Origin of the sequence: Streptomyces sp. CB02366, from assembly GCF_001905905.1 — a bacterium.
Taxonomy (GTDB): Bacteria; Actinomycetota; Actinomycetes; order Streptomycetales; family Streptomycetaceae; genus Streptomyces.
This window is the reverse complement of record NZ_LIVT01000003.1, coordinates 413072-428390: the sequence shown is the minus strand read 5'-3', so window position 1 is coordinate 428390 and position 15319 is coordinate 413072. Positions and strand designations below refer to the sequence as shown.

The window sequence follows — 15319 nt, the reverse complement described above, 5'->3', positions numbered from 1 at the left end:
TTTCCGTCACATGCTCAGGCCGACATCTTTTCTATGACGCACCATGTGGAGTGCGTCGCGATCCTTGAGCCTGCTGGGAAAGGCGCCTGACCTGTGGTTTCGCTGCGAATGCGACCACTTGAACGACGGTTTCAGGACCTTGGTTCAGCATTCTGGACGCTCGAATCACGCTTGCCCTGGAAGATCAGCCTGGTCGTACGGTTCTGGCCGCAGGTGGCGAACACCGTGGCTGCACGGGATGAACGGGCTCGTGGCCTGCGGCACATGATTGCCGCAGGCCACAGGTCTGTCGCTTCGCGATGTTTCGCGAGAGCTGCGACCGGCCGCCTTTGAGCCCGTCGCAGACGCGCATGAGAACGTCGTCCACACCGCGGTTCTTGAGCTCGGTGAGGATGTGCATCCAGTGCTCGGCACCCTCGCCGCCGTCGCCGGCCCACATCCCGAGGGTGCCCCGCCGGCCCTCGACCGTGACGGCCAGGGCCGTGTAGATGGGCCGGTTCGCCACGGTCGCCGCTGCGGACCATGATCGGCCGGGTGCTGGCAACTGGCGTGGGTGACGCCCTTGACCGAGTGGCCGGCGCCCACTCCGCAGGCCGGCGCGAGACCGCCGGGGGCAGGGCCGGACGCGCCGCGCGGTCACCGTCCACGGCAAGGTGCTGAAGGGTTCGGCCCATTCGGCTGCTACCCATAAGCCCTGCTCTCCGCGGTCACCCGCTCCGCCGTGAAGGCAGAGCGGTAAACCCTCCAGAACCCCGCGGGCAAGCTGCCGGGACCGCCTCGGGTTCGCCACGGCTGGTGCTGGCGAAGGGCGTGTTCACCGAGTCTGGGTGGGCAACTTTTGGCGCCTCAGGAGCTCCGACCTGTCTGCCCCGTCCACTCTGGTGAGGCTGCTGTACGAGGGCGACGCCGTAAGGATCACTCAGTGTTCTTCTGGAGGAGGCAGTCGTAGCCCAGTTGCAGGGTGTCGGCCACCGCGAGGGCGGACAGGCCCCCCGTGACCGTGCGTGTGGCGCGCGGCCACAGCAGATGGGCGCCGGTGAAGGTGGTCGTCAGCCAGACGCTCAGGCAGAACGGGCAGGTCACCAGCTCTCCCACGGTCGACCTGACACCGCCCCCGCGAGGACTTTCCTTGACTTCGGCGGGGCCCGACGCCTCCTCGTACCGAGTGAACGGTGCTCGGAGCGGGCTCGTAACCGAACCCTTGGTGAGCAGACGACCGAGTCGGAAGACGGCGGCTGCGGTCAACAGCAGATCCAGCGGTTGGTGGCGGTCCGGAAGCCGTTTCCTTCCCATGGCCACCGCGGCGCCCCAGGCACCGGTGTAGGCGGTGAAAGCGGCCAGGGAACCGAGGTGCCCGGCGAGTTGGTGCTCCTTCGGTGGCGCGTAGGCCCTGTTCACGCGATGGAAGGCATCCTCGGCCCTCCGCAGGAAGGCGCCTTTTCCGCGCACGGTCTTCTTCATGACGGGTACCTCCGGGAAGTGGGGGTCGGGGCTCGCCCCCGGGAGGGGGCCTGTCACACGGTGCGAGTGCCTCTCCATCACTCCGGTATGCCTGGATGCCGTCCCGTAGCAGCCGTCACAGCCGTTCCGGGCGGGGAAGCGGGGAAGCGGGGAAGCGGGGCAGAGGGTGAGCAGGGTCGTGGAGGTCGGGCCGTCGGCGGGCCGCGCCCCCCTTCACCACCGCGGACGCTCACGCGGTGACGCCGGAGGACTCCCTGCCGGATCAGCGGGCCGCTCACCTGTCCGGCTGCGCGCAGGGGCCGGATCCGGCGGAACGTCACGACGGACCCGGAGGCGCTGACCTCTACGCATCGTCGTGGTCATCTTCGGGCTCCCTGTCCCCTTCGGCCTGCGAGGGCGTCGTGCGGCCGGGGTCCGCGGGCCGGTGTTCGGCGGCCTGGGCGGTTTCGTCGTCCGGGCGCTCGCCCTCGGCCTGTGACGGTGTCTTCTCCTGCATGAGTCCGCTCTCTTCCTCGTTCTGGGGGGCCTCGCCCCGCGTGTAGGTGAGGAGTGCCCGTTTTGGTCTGCGATAGGCGTTTCTTCGGCGATCGCCCTCCCTCTGCGTCTCAGGGGGGGGCGGGGTGCGTGCCCGGCGGCGGGCAGCGCTCGCCTGCCCGGCCGTCCGGGCCCCGGCCCTCTCAGGACGGTGGACACCGCGGTCGCCCCCCTCACGACGCGGTGGGGAAGACCGGGTGGGCGTGCCGAGGGAGCCGGCGGCTTCGCCCCGTTTGCCCTCCGGCTGGCGGGGCAGGCCGCCCCAGGGGAGGCGATGGCGTTGTCGGCTGATGAGAACTCGTTGAAGCTGTGCCAAGTAGTGCTCGACAGCACCGAGCCCAGGGAACTCGCGGAGTTCTACCGCGTGTTGCTCGGTCTGGTCTACCGCCCCGGGGACGAGCCGCCCGAGGGCGGGGAGGGCGGGGAGGGCGGGGAGGGCGATGAGGCGGGACGGGACTGGCTGGTGCTGCGCACCGCGGAGGGTGCGCCCTGCATGGCGTTCCAACACGTCGACCGGCTGGCGGCGCCGACCTGGCCCGAAGGGGCCGTGCCCCAGCAGATGCACCTGGATCTGAGCGTCTCATCGGTCGAGGACCTCCAGGCGCAGCACGAACGCGTTCTCGCCTTCCATGGCCGCCTGCTCTCCGACCACGCGGAAGGGCCCGGCGAGCCCTTCCGGGTCTACGCCGATCCTTCGGGCCACCCCTTCTGCATCTTCGTCTCCTGACCGGATCACCGCGACGGCAGCGGGGACGAGAGCGGGGGCGGGCGTGTCCCGTGCCTGTGCCGGAAGACCTCGTGTCCCGACTGCCCCGGCCCCGTTGCCGACCGCCGTACGTACCGAAGGCGCGTACGTACCGGAGGCGGGGGCGGGTGAGGTGCGGTCTTCCCGGCCGTGCGCCCGAAGGGCGTGTGCGGTGACCGCCGTTCACACGGTGCGGAGCAGCCGGCGCTGTTCTTCGTCCCAGTCCATCCCCGCCATCTCCTGACCGACCGGAACGACGGCGAGGGTGCGGGTGAGCCAGTGGTGGACGGGGGCGCGGCGTACCGCGAGGATGGCGTGGCGTTCCTGGAGCCCCAGACGCAGGAACAAGGTGCTGTCGGCCGGGTCCTCCTCGGAGGGCCAGATCATCACCTCGCCCTGGCCCGTGATCTCGCACATGCCCGCGAGCAGGAGGTCGCGGGAGAAGCTCCACCGGGCCAGGGTTCCGGTCGGTCCGTGGAACGTGAACTCCACCGCCAGAGGGTCGTCGCGTTCGTAGCGGAGTTCCACGAGCACGGGCACCCGGTTCTCGTCGCTCACGTGGAGGAGGGCGGGAACCCACGACGGAGGGGCGTCCGGCTTAGCGGCGCCGTCGACTGCTGCTGTCCTCAAGGAGTTTCCCGACCGGTTCCGGAGGGAGGGGCCGGATCCGGCCCGCAGGATCCGGTCCGCAGGCGCGGGGCGGCTGAGCAGCGTGCCGAGGCGGTCCAGCCGCCGGCGGAGTACGTGGAGGGAGAGCATCGAGTTCCCGGATGAGAGTGGGTGGATTCCCGGACGGGTCGGAGAGGACAGCCGCTTCCTGACCGCTGAGCATCCACCCGGTACCCGTCTTCGGACGCCCTACTCACCCGGACGGCCCTCCTCGTCCCGGACGCTCGGGACGTCGCGCGAACGGGCCCGGGGGCTTGCGGGCGTCCGGAGCCGTGTGCCGTGTGCCGGGTCCGGCCCCGCCCGCCCGGGGCCCGTGGAGCCCGATGTGGACCAGGACGCGGACGGCGCCGACCACCGCGGTCCGGTTCCCCCCCGGCCTCATCGCCCTCCGCCGGGACGACGTCCCTTCCGGCGGCTCCGCCGGGGCGGCCGAGGCGTTTCGTTCCTGGTGAGCGGGGCACTGAGTGAGGCCCTCACTCGGGCGCGCCCCCTCATGCGCGCCGGGTCGTGCGGGCCTGGGAACCGAGCCATCGTGGAGGCGTGACCACCTGTGTCAGAGCTGCTCATCAGTCCTGAAGGGATCCGAACCATGCCGGCAGATCCGGTGACGTCCGACGCGGTGACGGCGGCCGCGAAAGGGTTCGCCGACACGGTCGCGCGTATCGGGAACGGGGAGCTGAGCTTCCCGCTGCCGGGCTCCGGACGTACCGCCGAGCGGTTCGCGGCTCTGCGTTCCGTCGCCGAGACCGGTCTGAGCACGGCCCGCCTGGTCGAGGGGCATGTGGACGCCACGGCCGTCCTCGCCGAGCTGGGAGCGCCCCCGCCGGGCCCGGGAGAGCGGTGGGGGGTGTGGGCCGCCGAGCCTCCGGGCGAGGGGCTCACCGCCGTCCGGCAGGGCGCGGGCTGGGTGGTGAGCGGACTGAAGCAGTACTGCTCGGGGGCGCACAGCTGCACCCACGCCCTGGTCACCGCCCGGGCGGGGGAGGCGCGGCGGCTCTTCGCCGTGGAGGTGGCGGCAGAGGGGTGCCGGCCGGTCGAGGGCACCTGGAGCGCCGTGGGCATGGCGGGCAGCGACACCCCGGACGTGCGGTTCACGGACGTACCGGCGACCGCGGTCGGCGAACCGGAGGCGTACGTGAACAGGCCCGGGTTCTGGCACGGCGGTATCGGCGTCGCCGCGTGCTGGTACGGCGGCGCGGTGGCGGTGTCCCGGGTCCTGCGGGAGGCGGCCGCGCGCCGCGCGGATCCGCACACGGACGCCCACCTGGGGGCGGCGGACGTACAGCTGTACACGGCCGCGACGGTCCTGGACCGGGCGGCCGGGGAGATCGACGCGGATCCCGGCGACGAGCGGGGCGGGGCCCGGCTGCGGGCGATGCGGGTGCGCGCGGCGGTGGAGTCGGTCTGCCGGCAGGTGCTGGACCACGTGGGCCGGGCGACCGGGGCGGGGCCGCTGTGCCATGACGCCGGGCACGCCCGCACGGTGGCCGACCTGGGCGTGTACATCCGCCAGCACCACGCCGAACGCGACCTCGCCGGGCTCGGCGCGTTCCTGGCCAGGCCGGAGGCGCGGCGATGACGGACACCCTCGACGGAGGCTACGCCGACCCCATCCAGGCTCCCGGCACCCCCGAAGCGGACTGGCAGGCATGGCAGGGCTGGGCCGGTCTTCCCGAAGCCGCCCTGGACGCCGTCACCCGCGTGGTGGTGGTCGCGGCCCACCCCGACGACGAGGTGCTCGGTTTCGGCGGCGCGCTGGCGATGCTCGCGGCGTCGGGCACGGAGGTGACCGTCGTCGCGGTCACCGACGGAGAGGGATCCCACCCCGACAGCGACCTCGTCACCGCCTCCGAGCTGGTACGGCTGCGTACGGCCGAGACGCGGGCCGCCCTGGCCGAGCTGGGGGCGGCGGACTCCACCGTCGTACGGCTGCGGATCCCCGACACGCGGGTGGACCGGTTCGAGGACGAGGTGGCAGCCCGGATCGCCCCCCTTCTCGACGGGGCGGACCTGCTGGTCGCGCCCTGGACCGGGGACGTGCACGGCGACCACGAAGCCGCCGGCCGGGCCGCTGTGCGGGCGGCGGCCTCCACCCGCACCCCCTGCTGGCTCTATCCGGTGTGGATGTGGCACTGGGCGGCGCCGGGCGACCCCCGGGTGCCGTGGCGGCGCGCGGCCCTCATCCCGCTGTCCTCGACGGCGCTGGAGCGGAAGAGGGCGGCGGTCGGGCGGTTCGTCAGCCAGATCGCCCCTCTGGGGCCGGGGCCGGGCGACGCGGCGATCCTGCCTCCGCACGAACTGGCGCACCACCTGCGCGACCGGGAGGTGGTCTTCCGGTGAGCGCCGACCGCCCCACCACGGACGCCCCCGGCTCGGGAGCCACCCCCGCCGCGTACTTCGAGGACATGTACCGCGGCGCCCCGGACCCCTGGCATCTCGCCGACCGGTGGTACGAGCGCCGCAAATACGACCTCACGATGGCGAGCCTGCCGTTGCCGCGCTATCGCCGCGCCTTCGAACCGGCTTGTTCGGTAGGTGAGTTGACGGTGCGCCTGGCCGAGCGGTGCGACCGGGTCGTGGCCTGCGACCGGGTGGGGGCCGCGGTCGCGACCGCGGGCGAGCGCACTTCCGCGTTCCCCCACGTGGACGTGTGCCGCATGGCGGTCCCCGACGAGTGGCCTTCCGGCCGCTTCGACCTCGTCGTCCTGTCCGAACTGCTCTACTACTTCGACGCGTCCGCCCTCCGCCGGGTACTGGACCTCGCGCTCGGCGCCCTGGAGCCCGGCGGCACCCTGGTGACGGCGCACTGGAACCACCCCGTGCCCGAACACCGGGGGACCGGCGCCACTCTGGCCCCGACGGTCGCCTCCCTCCCCGGGCTGACCCTGACGGCCGACCACCGCGAGGCCGACTTCGTACTCCAGGTGTACGAGCGCACAGGCCCCGACGGCGCGGCCGCCCCCTCTCCCGCGGCCCGCGAAGGACTCGTGTGAGCGCCCCGGGCGGCGTCGCGGCCGTCGCCGTCGTCATCCCGGCCCGTGACGAGGAGGACCTGCTGCCCGCCGCGCTGGCCTCGGTGCGCGCGGCGGCGGAGCACCCCGGCGTCGGCTCGGCGCCCGTGCTCACCGTGGTCGTGGCCGACACCTGTACGGACGCCACCGCCGCGGTCGCCCGCGCGACGGGCGCTCTCGTGGTACCGGTCGGCTTCCGCAACGTGGGCCGGGCCCGGGCCGCAGGCGTACGAGCCGCACTCGGGGTCCTCGGCGACGTGCCGGCCCCCGTGTGGATCGCCTCCACCGACGCCGACGGCACCGTGCGGCCCGACTGGCTCGCGCACCAGCTGGGCCGGGCCGCCGAGGGCTGGGACGCGGTCGTCGGCACGGTGGCCGCCGACCGCTGGTCGCCGGACAAACCCCACCTGGCCGCCCGCTACCACCATCTCTACGAGATGACCCGCCCACCGGCCGGCCACCCCTGGCGCCACCCCCATGTCCACGGCGCGAACCTCGGCGTCAGCAGCCGGGCCTACGCCCTGGCGGGCGGCTTCCCGCCCGAACCGCTGGACGAGGACCGGGGCCTGGTCGACGCGCTGGAACGCACCGGCGCGCGCATCCTGCGCACCGCGGACTGCCCCGTGACCACGTCGACCCGCACCGCCCCCCGCGCGCGCGGAGGCTTCGGCGACCACCTGGCGGACCTCGAACGGCGGGCTCCGCTCGCCGCGTCGAACGGAGAAGCCCCGAACTGAGCCCCCGCGTCCGGCCCCGGCGCTCCGGAGGCCGCGCCGCGCCCGGAACGGCGGCTCAGCTCCCGTTGGGGCGGTCGAACCACGCGAGCCCGTCGCGCCACCGCCGTGCGCGGGCGGGGGCGGGCTGCTCCCACCACGGCTCCCCCCGCTCCCCGAGCGCGACCTTGGCCCGGTGCACCTCTTCACGCGCCCGTCGCAACGCGACCGCGTCCTCGGTGCGCTTGGCCTCCCGTACCGCCCTGCGCGCCGCCATCAGGTGCGAGCGCAGAGCGGCGGCCGCGTCCTCGGGGATGTCCGGATCGGTCGCGCGCCAGCGGCGGCCGTGGACGATCACGTACCGCCCGTCGTCCGTCCGGTCCGGACCGCCGCGCTCCGATGGCATGCCCCCATGATGCGCCGCGCCGCCGCCTCGGGCCTGCCGCGGAGGTGCTCCCGGCGGATACCGGAGTGCGGCCACGTGTGCTCCGTCCCTGACGGGGCAGCCGACGGGCATGGCTGTTCTCCGCAGGTTCGCCCGGCCTCTTCTGGCCTCGAAGTTCATCCGTGACGGGTACGCGGCGGTACGCAACCCGGTCGTCCCGGCCGCCCGGGGGGACGGCTCCGGCGAAGGCCCCTCCGGGGCCCTCGCCCGGCTGCCGCTGCCGCAGGACCCCGAGCAGTTCGTACGCGTCCAGGGGGCGGTCCAGCTCGGCGCCGGCCTCCTGCTCGCGCTGGGCCGGGCGCCGCGGTCGGCGTCCGCGGCGCTCGCGTTGACGCTGGTGGCGTCGGCCCTGACGCCGTACGCCTACCGGACGGACGGGGACGCGGACCCCGACCCGGAGACGAGCGCGGCCGAGCGGGCGGACCTGCTCGCGAACGTGTCCCTGCTCGGCGGCCTGCTCATCGCCGCCGCCGACACGCACGGCAAGCCGTCGCTCGCCCACCGGACCCACCGCGCGGCGGGCCAGGCCTCCGACACGGTCATCCACCGCGTCGGCGCCGTCTCCGACCGGGTGGGCGACGTGGCGGACGCGGCGGTCAAGGGCGTCTCCGACTCGGTGGGGGCGGCCCGCAAGCGCCTTCCCTGAGACCGGCGTTCAGGTGGGGGCCGGCCGGCCCCCACCACCGGCCCGGCAGGGTGACCGGCGGGCGGGCTGTTCGGAGCACCGGCTCAGCGGCAGACCGGCCGGGCGCCCGAGGGGGAGCCCGGCGGCGGGGCGAGGGAAACGCAGGCACGCTCCGGGCGGGGCCGCGCCGCACCCGAGTCGTCACCCCGGCCTACGGCCCACCGGTCCCGGCCCCCACAGCGGAACGTTTTTCCCCGGATCGGCCTCAGTCGAGGAACGGCTCTCCGCGGCGGGAAGGGGCCGAGCTCCGCCGGGGGCCCGGGCGGCCGTCCCGAGGAGTGGCCGGAGAGGTCCAGATGGCTGCCAATCCGAGCGGCCGGTAACCGTCCTCCTGGGTCCAGGCCGAGGGGCCGGAACGGTCCTGCACCGGGGGGTGCGACAGGGGGGCCGGTTGGTGTTCGATGCCGCCCAGGCGCCGCTCGAAGTCGGCCTGCAGCCGGTTCAAGGTGTCGAGGAAGTCCTCGAGCGGAATGCTTCCTTCGTGCATCTGCTCCTCGTTTCCTGCATTGTTCCCATCACCCTGTACCGGAGTCGGAACGCACGGATGTTCACCGAAACGCGTCGGCTGTGGCCCACGCCGCTCCGGAAGCCGTCAAGGTTTGAAACGAAACATGTTTTCTACTACCGCACCCCGCACAACGATCCCTTTCGCCGGAAGAAGTGCGGCATTCGGGTGACCCGGGAGGAACGTGCCGTGTTCGCCCCGGAGTGTCCGGTAAACGGCTCGGTGCCGGTGCCGGCGCCGGATCCTCCGGGGTCTCTCCCGTACGGGCCGCCGCTCAGCGATCGCGCCACCACGGTTCACGTACGTACAGGCTCTCCTCGCCCGTGCAGCCCGCGCCGTTGGAGATCTCCTCCGTGTCCAGGTTCCAGCCCACGACCCCGTTGCCCTTGCGGCCCAGCTCGATCAGGCGGTCGCTCTCGGTCCGGGCGCCCTCGGTGACCTCGCAGCGGACGATCGAGGTCCACACCTGCCCGTCCAGCGCGGCGACGAAGGCGAGCGCCGGGAGGACGAGGACCGTCAGGACCAGGGCCGCCCACTGCTCCAGGGCCGCCGCCCGGCGCAGCCCCCGGGACGGGCGGTAGCCCCCGGCGCGGGGAGACCCGTCCGCCGCCCCTTGGCCGCCGCGGCGTCCGTGCGGGCGCCGTCTGCCGGTGCGGTACTCCACCACGACGCCCTTGCGCAGCGCGTACGCCGCGAGTCCCGTGCCCAGGCCCCACCAGGGGCCGAAGAAGCACGTGACCAGCACCCCCATCGCGACCGGGTTGACGATGGTCAGCGCCAGCCGTTGGAGCGCGCCGACGACGCCTCCGCCCACCGGGACCGCGCCGCGCGCCGCGAACAGGGCGAACACGACGCGGGAGACGACCACGGCCAGTACGGAGGCGAGGAGAGGGTCGGTGAGCACCATGCCGATCAGCACGTCGGGCCAGTTCGCCGGCTCCATCCCGACGAACACGTCCCGGGCCGCCGCGCCGCCCCCGACCGTGTACGCCACCTTCGTCACCGGCACCGCGAAGGCCACCGCCATCAGCACCGTGTGTCCGGGGCCGCCCTTGCTGTCCGCCGAGCGGGCCTCCGCCTCCTCGTCCGGGTGAGCCATGAGCGTTCCCGCCTCCCGGACGGCTGACAGCCGGCGCGCGGCGCGAAATCGCCGTGCCTGCTCGGCAGCCTGCACCCGGCGCCCCGGCCGGACCACCGGCGTTACGCCGACCGGGGCAGCGCGTGCGCGGACCGCCCGCCGGGGCCGAGGAGGCGTGCCGCGATCGGGCGTGGCCGAGGGGGCGTGCCGGATGCCCCGCACCACTCGATTGCTTCGTATCGATGTCAGTTCATCCAGAAAGATGGTGATGTGGCCAGGACGGGCCCGTTCACGACATGAGGTGGCGAAATGGTTCAGGGCTTTTCCAAGGAACCGGGCACCCACGGGCCGCTCGCCGAGGTTCCGCCGGAGGGGCAGCGGAAGATCACCCGCTGGGCGGTCGCGATCGCTCTGGGCGGCTTCCTGTTCGGTTTCGACACGGGGGTCGTGTCCGGAGCCCTGCTCTACATCAAGCAGGACTTCGACCTGAACTCCTTCGAACAGGGCAGTGTGGTCAGCGTCCTGCTCATCGGCGCGGTGATCGGCGCCACCTCGGCGGGGCGGCTCTCCGACGGGCTCGGCCGGAGGAAAGCGCTCGGCGTGATCGGCGCGGTGTTCATCATCGGTACGGCGATCGCGAGCATGGCGAACGGGTACGCCGTGCTCATGGTGGGGCGCATCATCCTCGGCCTCGCGGTCGGAGCGGCGTCGGCGACGGTGCCGGTCTACCTCTCCGAGATCTCCCCGACGCAGATCCGGGGCCGGCTGCTCACCCTGAACCAGCTGATGATCACCCTCGGCATTCTGATCGCCTACCTGGTCAACCTCGCCTTCTCGAGCAGTGAGATGTGGCGGGCCATGTTCGCCGTCGGGGCGGTGCCGGCCGCCCTCATGGTGGCGGCGGCCTTGTGGTTCCTGCCCGAGTCGCCGCAGTGGCTCATCGCCCACGGGCGGGCGGAGCAAGCGCGCAAGGGGATCGCCTCGGTCGCCGACGAGGCCACGGCGGACGCGCTGGTCGCCCGGGCCCAGCACCGGATCGCCGAGGAGCGCGAGCAGCAGAAGCAGAAGGCCGGCTCGTCCGGCCAGGGGACCAGGCGGCTGCTCGCCCCCGACCTGCGCCCGGCCCTCGTCGTCGGGCTCACCCTCGCCGCCGTCCAGCAGTTCGGCGGGATCAACACGATCATCTACTACGCGCCCACCATCATTCAGCAGACCGGTCTGAACGCGTCGAACTCCATCTTCTACTCCGTGTTCATCGGCTTGATCAACCTGGTCATGACGCTCGTCGCGATCCGCCTGGTCGACCGGGCCGGCCGCCGCGTCATGGTGCTCGTCTCCCTCGCTCTCATGGCGGTCTCGATCTTCATGCTGGGGCTGGCGTTCGTGGTCGGCATGAACTCGGTGCTGACGCTGCTGTTCATGGTCATCTACATCGCCGCCTACGCGGGCGGCCTCGGCCCGGTGTTCTGGACGCTGCTGGGCGAGATCTTCCCGCCGTCCGTGCGGGCGGAAGGGTCGAGTGTGGCCACGGCGGTCAACTGGATCTCCAACTTCCTCGTCAGCCTCGCCTTCCTGCCCGTGGCCTCCGCCCTCGGCCAGGGCGAGACCTTCTGGATCTTCGCCGCGATCTGCGTGCTCGCCTTCTTCTTCGTCGGCCGCTACCTGCCCGAGACCAAGGGCCGTGACCCCGAGCAGATCGAAGCGGCGCTCAACGCCCGCTTCGGGCGCGGCGAGGGCCCGCCGGACGGTCCCTCGAAGGCGGCAACGTCCCAGAAAGGACGGTCGTGATGACCGAAGACCTGCTCAGCCCTCCCGAGATGGAACGATCCGACGTCCTGGTGCTCTTCGGCATCTCCGGCGACCTCGCCAAGAAGATGCTGCTGCCCGCGCTGTACCGGCTCACCGAATCCGGCAAGCTCACCGTGCCCGTCGTCGGGGTGGCGGCCACCGACTGGGACGACGACGCCCTGCGCCGGCACGCCCGGGAGGCGCTCGTCGCCCAGGGTACGGAGATCGACGAGGAGGTCTTCGCCCGGTTCGCGGCCGAACTGTCCATCGTCACCGGAGACTTCGCGGACGCCGCCACCTTCACCCGGCTGCGCGAGGCCGTGGCCGGGCGCGGCTTCGTGACGCACTACCTCGCCATCCCCCCGTCGCTGTTCACCGGGGTCGCAGCCTCGCTGGCGGCCGAGGGCCTCAACCGCGACGCCCGGCTGGTGGTGGAGAAGCCGTTCGGGCACGACCTCGCCTCCGCGCGGAAGCTCCAGGACGAACTCTCCGCCCACTTCGACGAGGCCCACCTGCTGCGCGTCGACCACTTCCTCGGCAACCGCGCGGTGGAGAGCCTGATGGTCTCCCGGTTCGCCAACACGCTGCTCGCACCGATCTGGCACCGCGCGTACGTGGACAACGTGCAGATCACCCTCGCCGAGGACTTCGACGTCGCCGACCGCGGCTCCTTCTACGACGCGGTGGGGTGCCTGCGCGACGTGGTCCAGAACCACATGCTCCAGGTCCTCGCCCTCCTCGTGATGGAACCGCCGAGCGCCACCAACGCCCAGGCGCAGGGGCTGGAGAAATGGCGGGCCCTGCACGCGACCCGCACCATGGACCCCGCCGACACCGTGCGCGGCCAGTACGACGGCTACCGGGACGTCGAGGGCGTCGCGTCGGACTCCGTGACGGAGACGTACTTCGCGACCCGCATGTTCGTGGACAACTGGCGCTGGGCGGACGTCCCCTTCTACCTCCGCAGCGGCAAGGCGCTGGCCGTCTCCGCCACCGAGGTCGTGGTCGAACTGCGCAAGCCCCCGCTGGAACTCTTCGGCGGCGACGGCGTCCGGACGCCGCCGAACACCATCCGCTTCCGCATCGACGGCGACACCGGCATCAGGGCGGACCTGATGCTGAACAAGCCCGGGAGCACCGACGGGCCGCTGACCGTGCCCATCGGCGTCGACTTCGCACGGGTACTGGGACGGCAGGAACTGCCGTACGAGAACATCCTGTACGGAGCCGTCATCGGCGACCCCGAGTGCTTCGCCTTCTTCCCCACCGTCCTGGAGTGCTGGCGCATCGTGGGCCCCGTCCTCGATCCGGCCGAGCCTCCCCTGCCGTACGCACCGGGGAGCTGGGGCCCGGAGGCGGGGAACCGCCTTCCCGGGCTGCGGAAATGGCACGAGCTGGGCCCCCGCCTGTTCGGCGGCGGGCACCCGGCCGGGGAGCCCCGGCCCGGGGCCGACCCGACCGGGTGAGGCCTCCTGGGGAGGCGTCGTGAGGAGGGGCGAGGAGGGAGGACGATGCACGAGGCGTGGCTGCGCGTCAGGGACAACCTGTGGCCGTTGCTCCAGCAGTCCGCGGCGGCCGCGCTCTCCTGGTGGATCGCCGGCAACGTCTTCGACCACCACGTTCCGCTCTTCGCCCCGATCGCGACCCTCGTCGCCCTCAACACCCCGGTGGGCGGGCGCGGCACCAACGCGGTACGCGTCATGTCCGGGGTCATCGCGGGTGTGATCGTGGGGCAGTTGGCCTTCCGTTTCCTCGGCCACGGTGACGCGGCGGTCGGTTCCGCCGTGCTGTGCGCGCTTCTCGTCGCGCTCCTCCTCGACGGCGAGCGCATCACGATGGCGCAGGCGGCCGTGGGCGCGGTGATCTCCGTCGCGGCCGGACAGCAGGCCGGCATCGACCGCGTACAGGACGCCCTGCTGGGGGCGGGTGTCGCGCTCGTGTTCAGCCAAGTCCTCTTTCCTCCGCACCCGTTCAGCCTGCTGAGACGGGCCGAGGCCGCCACGTTGAAGGGGCTGGGCCGCTCACTGGAGCTGACGGCCCGCACACTGGACGCGTCGGCGGACGGCCGGGAGGACCAGCCGTGGGAGGAACTGCGCCCGGTCTACACCCTGTTGAACGACCTCGGCCGCACCCGGGACGACGCCATCGCCGTCGCCCGCCGGACCCCCCGCTGGCGGGGGCGCCGGGGCCCCCTCCAGCAGGAGATCGCCGCCACGCGCTACCTGGACCTGCTCGGCAACAGCTGTCTCACCCTCATCCGCGGCGCCACGATCCTCACCCCGGCGCACAGGAAGACGTTCGCGGCCACGGTGCGGGGGCTGTCCGGGGTCCTGGACGCGCTGGCGGCGGCACGGGGAAGCCATGCCGTCTTCCAGCACGCCGCCCGGCGCACCCTCGCCGTCGTCCGGGACGCCCCGGCCGGCGGCCAGGCCGTCCCGGTCGCGGTGGGGGAGAGCGTACGGCTGGTCGCCGCGGACATCCTGGTCTTCGCGGGGGCCGACGCGGACGAGGCCGGGCGGGCGGTGCGCGACGGTTCCACGGACATCACCGTCGAACGCCGGTCGCGCGCCGGGTAGGAGGGCCCGGCGCCGCCCCGGGCGCCCGGGGCGGCCCTACCGGCCCCGCTCCGGTCCCCGGGCCGTGCCCGCGAGGTGCGCGCGCAGGAGTTCCGCCAGCTCGGGGGCCGCCTGCTCCGGAATCCAGTGGCCGATTCCGGTCAGGGTGCGGAAGGTGTACGGGCCCGTCACGAGCCGGCGGGTGTGTGCGACGCCCGCCTGGCCCAGGACCGGGTCGCTGTCGCTGTTCACGAAGAGGGTCGGGACGGTGATCTTGCCCAGTCCGCTCGGGGTGGCGAAGGGCATCGCCCGGTACCAGTTGACGGCGGGGGTGAGCGCGCCCGAGGCCACCAGGTTCTCCATGTCCCGGGCCAGACGCTCCGGGGCCTGCCCCGCCGCCAGGTGTTCGGTGACGCGCGGAGCCGCGGCCGGGTCGATGCGGCGGATCAACAGCTCGGGGAGCCACGGTATCTGGAAGGCGAACATGTACCAGGACATCAGGAACTGGCGGCTGGTGACCAGGGACCGTATGAAGGCGGCGGGGTGCGGGACCGAGAGCGCGGTCAGCGTGGCCACCGCCTCCGGCCGGGAGGCGGCCAGCGTCCAGGCGACCGCGGCGCCCCAGTCGTGTCCGACGACGTGCGCCCTGCCGCCGCGGGGGCCGGCCGCCTCGATGAGGGCGGCGACGTCCTCGGCCAGTTGGGACATGCGGTAGGCGAACCTGCCGCGCGGCCGGGCACGGGGCGAGTACCCCCGCTGGTCGGGGGCGAGGGTGCGATACCCCTGGGCGTGCAGCAGCGGAGCGAGCAGGTCCCAGGAACTCGACGTCTGCGGGAAGCCGTGCAGGAGCACGACGGTCTCCCCGCCGAGCGGCCCCCGGTCCACGACGTCGAAGACCAGGCCGTCGCGTTCGAACGACGTGAGCCGCCGCCCGTCCTCGTGGTCCGGGGACGGCCCCCCGGCGCCCTCGGGGGCGTGGCCGCCGTGGTCCATGTCCATGAACGCTCCTATGCCGTAAGCGAGTTCAGACGTGAAGCCGCTGATTACATGCGCCTGCCGGGTGGGGTGTCAAGGGCGCCGACCGGCCCCTCCCGGCGGCGCGGTGCCGCGAGACGGTCCCTCCGGAGCCC

General features: G+C 73.1%; 16 protein-coding genes and 1 pseudogene. 9 read left to right on the top strand and 8 right to left on the bottom strand.

What is annotated here, in order from left to right:
• Positions 1-325: 325 nt before the first annotated feature.
• From AMK24_RS10480 to AMK24_RS34190, 3 genes and pseudogenes are all read right to left on the bottom strand, one after another.
• Positions 326-505: pseudogene (locus AMK24_RS10480) on the bottom strand (transposase); the annotation flags it as partial.
• Between the two features lie 410 nt (positions 506-915).
• Positions 916-1461, bottom strand: coding sequence for a DUF1360 domain-containing protein (locus AMK24_RS10475; protein WP_073767389.1), 546 nt, complete (start codon positions 1459-1461; stop codon positions 916-918).
• Between the two features lie 343 nt (positions 1462-1804).
• Positions 1805-1957: a hypothetical protein gene (locus tag AMK24_RS34190; RefSeq protein WP_199876410.1), complete on the bottom strand. Its 153-nt coding sequence runs from the start codon at positions 1955-1957 to the stop codon at positions 1805-1807.
• A 312-nt stretch (positions 1958-2269) separates the two neighbouring features.
• On the opposite strand from AMK24_RS34190, the gene AMK24_RS10470 reads away from it, so the two are divergent.
• Positions 2270-2722, top strand: coding sequence for a VOC family protein (locus AMK24_RS10470; protein WP_199876409.1), 453 nt, complete (start codon positions 2270-2272; stop codon positions 2720-2722).
• A 201-nt stretch (positions 2723-2923) separates the two neighbouring features.
• Here the strand turns inward: AMK24_RS10470 and AMK24_RS10465 are convergent, their stop codons facing one another.
• Complete coding sequence (locus AMK24_RS10465) at positions 2924-3370, bottom strand: SsgA family sporulation/cell division regulator (protein WP_206780344.1); 447 nt, start codon at positions 3368-3370, stop codon at positions 2924-2926.
• A 628-nt stretch (positions 3371-3998) separates the two neighbouring features.
• Here AMK24_RS10465 and AMK24_RS10460 point away from each other — a divergent pair.
• From AMK24_RS10460 to AMK24_RS10445, 4 genes are all read left to right on the top strand, one after another.
• Positions 3999-4988 carry an acyl-CoA dehydrogenase family protein gene (locus AMK24_RS10460; protein WP_073767387.1) on the top strand — a complete coding sequence of 330 codons (990 nt, stop codon included), beginning with the start codon at positions 3999-4001 and terminating at the stop codon, positions 4986-4988.
• A complete protein-coding gene (locus AMK24_RS10455; RefSeq protein ID WP_073767385.1) occupies positions 4985-5749 on the top strand; it encodes a PIG-L deacetylase family protein in 765 nt (254 codons plus the stop codon). Before AMK24_RS10460 ends, AMK24_RS10455 begins: the two co-directional genes overlap by 4 nt.
• Before the next feature lie 65 nt (positions 5750-5814).
• Complete coding sequence (locus tag AMK24_RS10450) at positions 5815-6402, top strand: SAM-dependent methyltransferase (protein WP_073768753.1); 588 nt, start codon at positions 5815-5817, stop codon at positions 6400-6402.
• On the top strand, positions 6399-7157 hold the full coding sequence (locus AMK24_RS10445) for a glycosyltransferase (protein ID WP_073767383.1): 759 nt from the start codon (positions 6399-6401) through the stop codon (positions 7155-7157). Before AMK24_RS10450 ends, AMK24_RS10445 begins: the two co-directional genes overlap by 4 nt.
• Positions 7158-7212: 55 nt before the next feature.
• On the opposite strand, the gene AMK24_RS10440 is transcribed toward AMK24_RS10445, so the two are convergent.
• Complete coding sequence (locus AMK24_RS10440; protein WP_073767381.1) at positions 7213-7539, bottom strand: hypothetical protein; 327 nt, start codon at positions 7537-7539, stop codon at positions 7213-7215.
• A gap of 109 nt (positions 7540-7648) precedes the next feature.
• Here AMK24_RS10440 and AMK24_RS10435 point away from each other — a divergent pair, with 109 nt between their 5' ends.
• A complete protein-coding gene (locus AMK24_RS10435; protein WP_073767379.1) occupies positions 7649-8224 on the top strand; it encodes a DoxX family membrane protein in 576 nt (191 codons plus the stop codon).
• Between the two features lie 244 nt (positions 8225-8468).
• Here AMK24_RS10435 and AMK24_RS10430 read toward each other — a convergent pair whose 3' ends face one another.
• Together AMK24_RS10430 and AMK24_RS10425 are read right to left on the bottom strand one after the other, a co-directional pair.
• Positions 8469-8750 carry a hypothetical protein gene (locus AMK24_RS10430; protein WP_073767377.1) on the bottom strand — a complete coding sequence of 94 codons (282 nt, stop codon included), beginning with the start codon at positions 8748-8750 and terminating at the stop codon, positions 8469-8471.
• A 292-nt stretch (positions 8751-9042) separates the two neighbouring features.
• Positions 9043-9867, bottom strand: coding sequence for a hypothetical protein (locus AMK24_RS10425; protein WP_073767375.1), 825 nt, complete (start codon positions 9865-9867; stop codon positions 9043-9045).
• A 288-nt stretch (positions 9868-10155) separates the two neighbouring features.
• On the opposite strand from AMK24_RS10425, the gene AMK24_RS10420 reads away from it, so the two are divergent.
• Genes AMK24_RS10420 through AMK24_RS10410 form a run of 3 tightly spaced genes read left to right on the top strand, consistent with a single transcriptional unit; the run spans position 10156 to position 14210 of the window.
• A complete protein-coding gene (locus AMK24_RS10420) occupies positions 10156-11634 on the top strand; it encodes a sugar porter family MFS transporter (protein ID WP_073767373.1) in 1479 nt (492 codons plus the stop codon).
• On the top strand, positions 11634-13100 hold the full coding sequence (gene zwf / locus AMK24_RS10415; RefSeq protein ID WP_073767371.1) for a glucose-6-phosphate dehydrogenase: 1467 nt from the start codon (positions 11634-11636) through the stop codon (positions 13098-13100). Before AMK24_RS10420 ends, zwf begins: the two co-directional genes overlap by 1 nt.
• Positions 13101-13145: 45 nt before the next feature.
• A complete protein-coding gene (locus AMK24_RS10410; RefSeq protein ID WP_073767369.1) occupies positions 13146-14210 on the top strand; it encodes an FUSC family protein in 1065 nt (354 codons plus the stop codon).
• Positions 14211-14246: 36 nt separating this feature from the next.
• Here AMK24_RS10410 and AMK24_RS10405 read toward each other — a convergent pair whose 3' ends face one another.
• Positions 14247-15188 carry an alpha/beta fold hydrolase gene (locus AMK24_RS10405; RefSeq protein ID WP_242435122.1) on the bottom strand — a complete coding sequence of 314 codons (942 nt, stop codon included), beginning with the start codon at positions 15186-15188 and terminating at the stop codon, positions 14247-14249.
• Positions 15189-15319 lie beyond the last annotated feature (131 nt).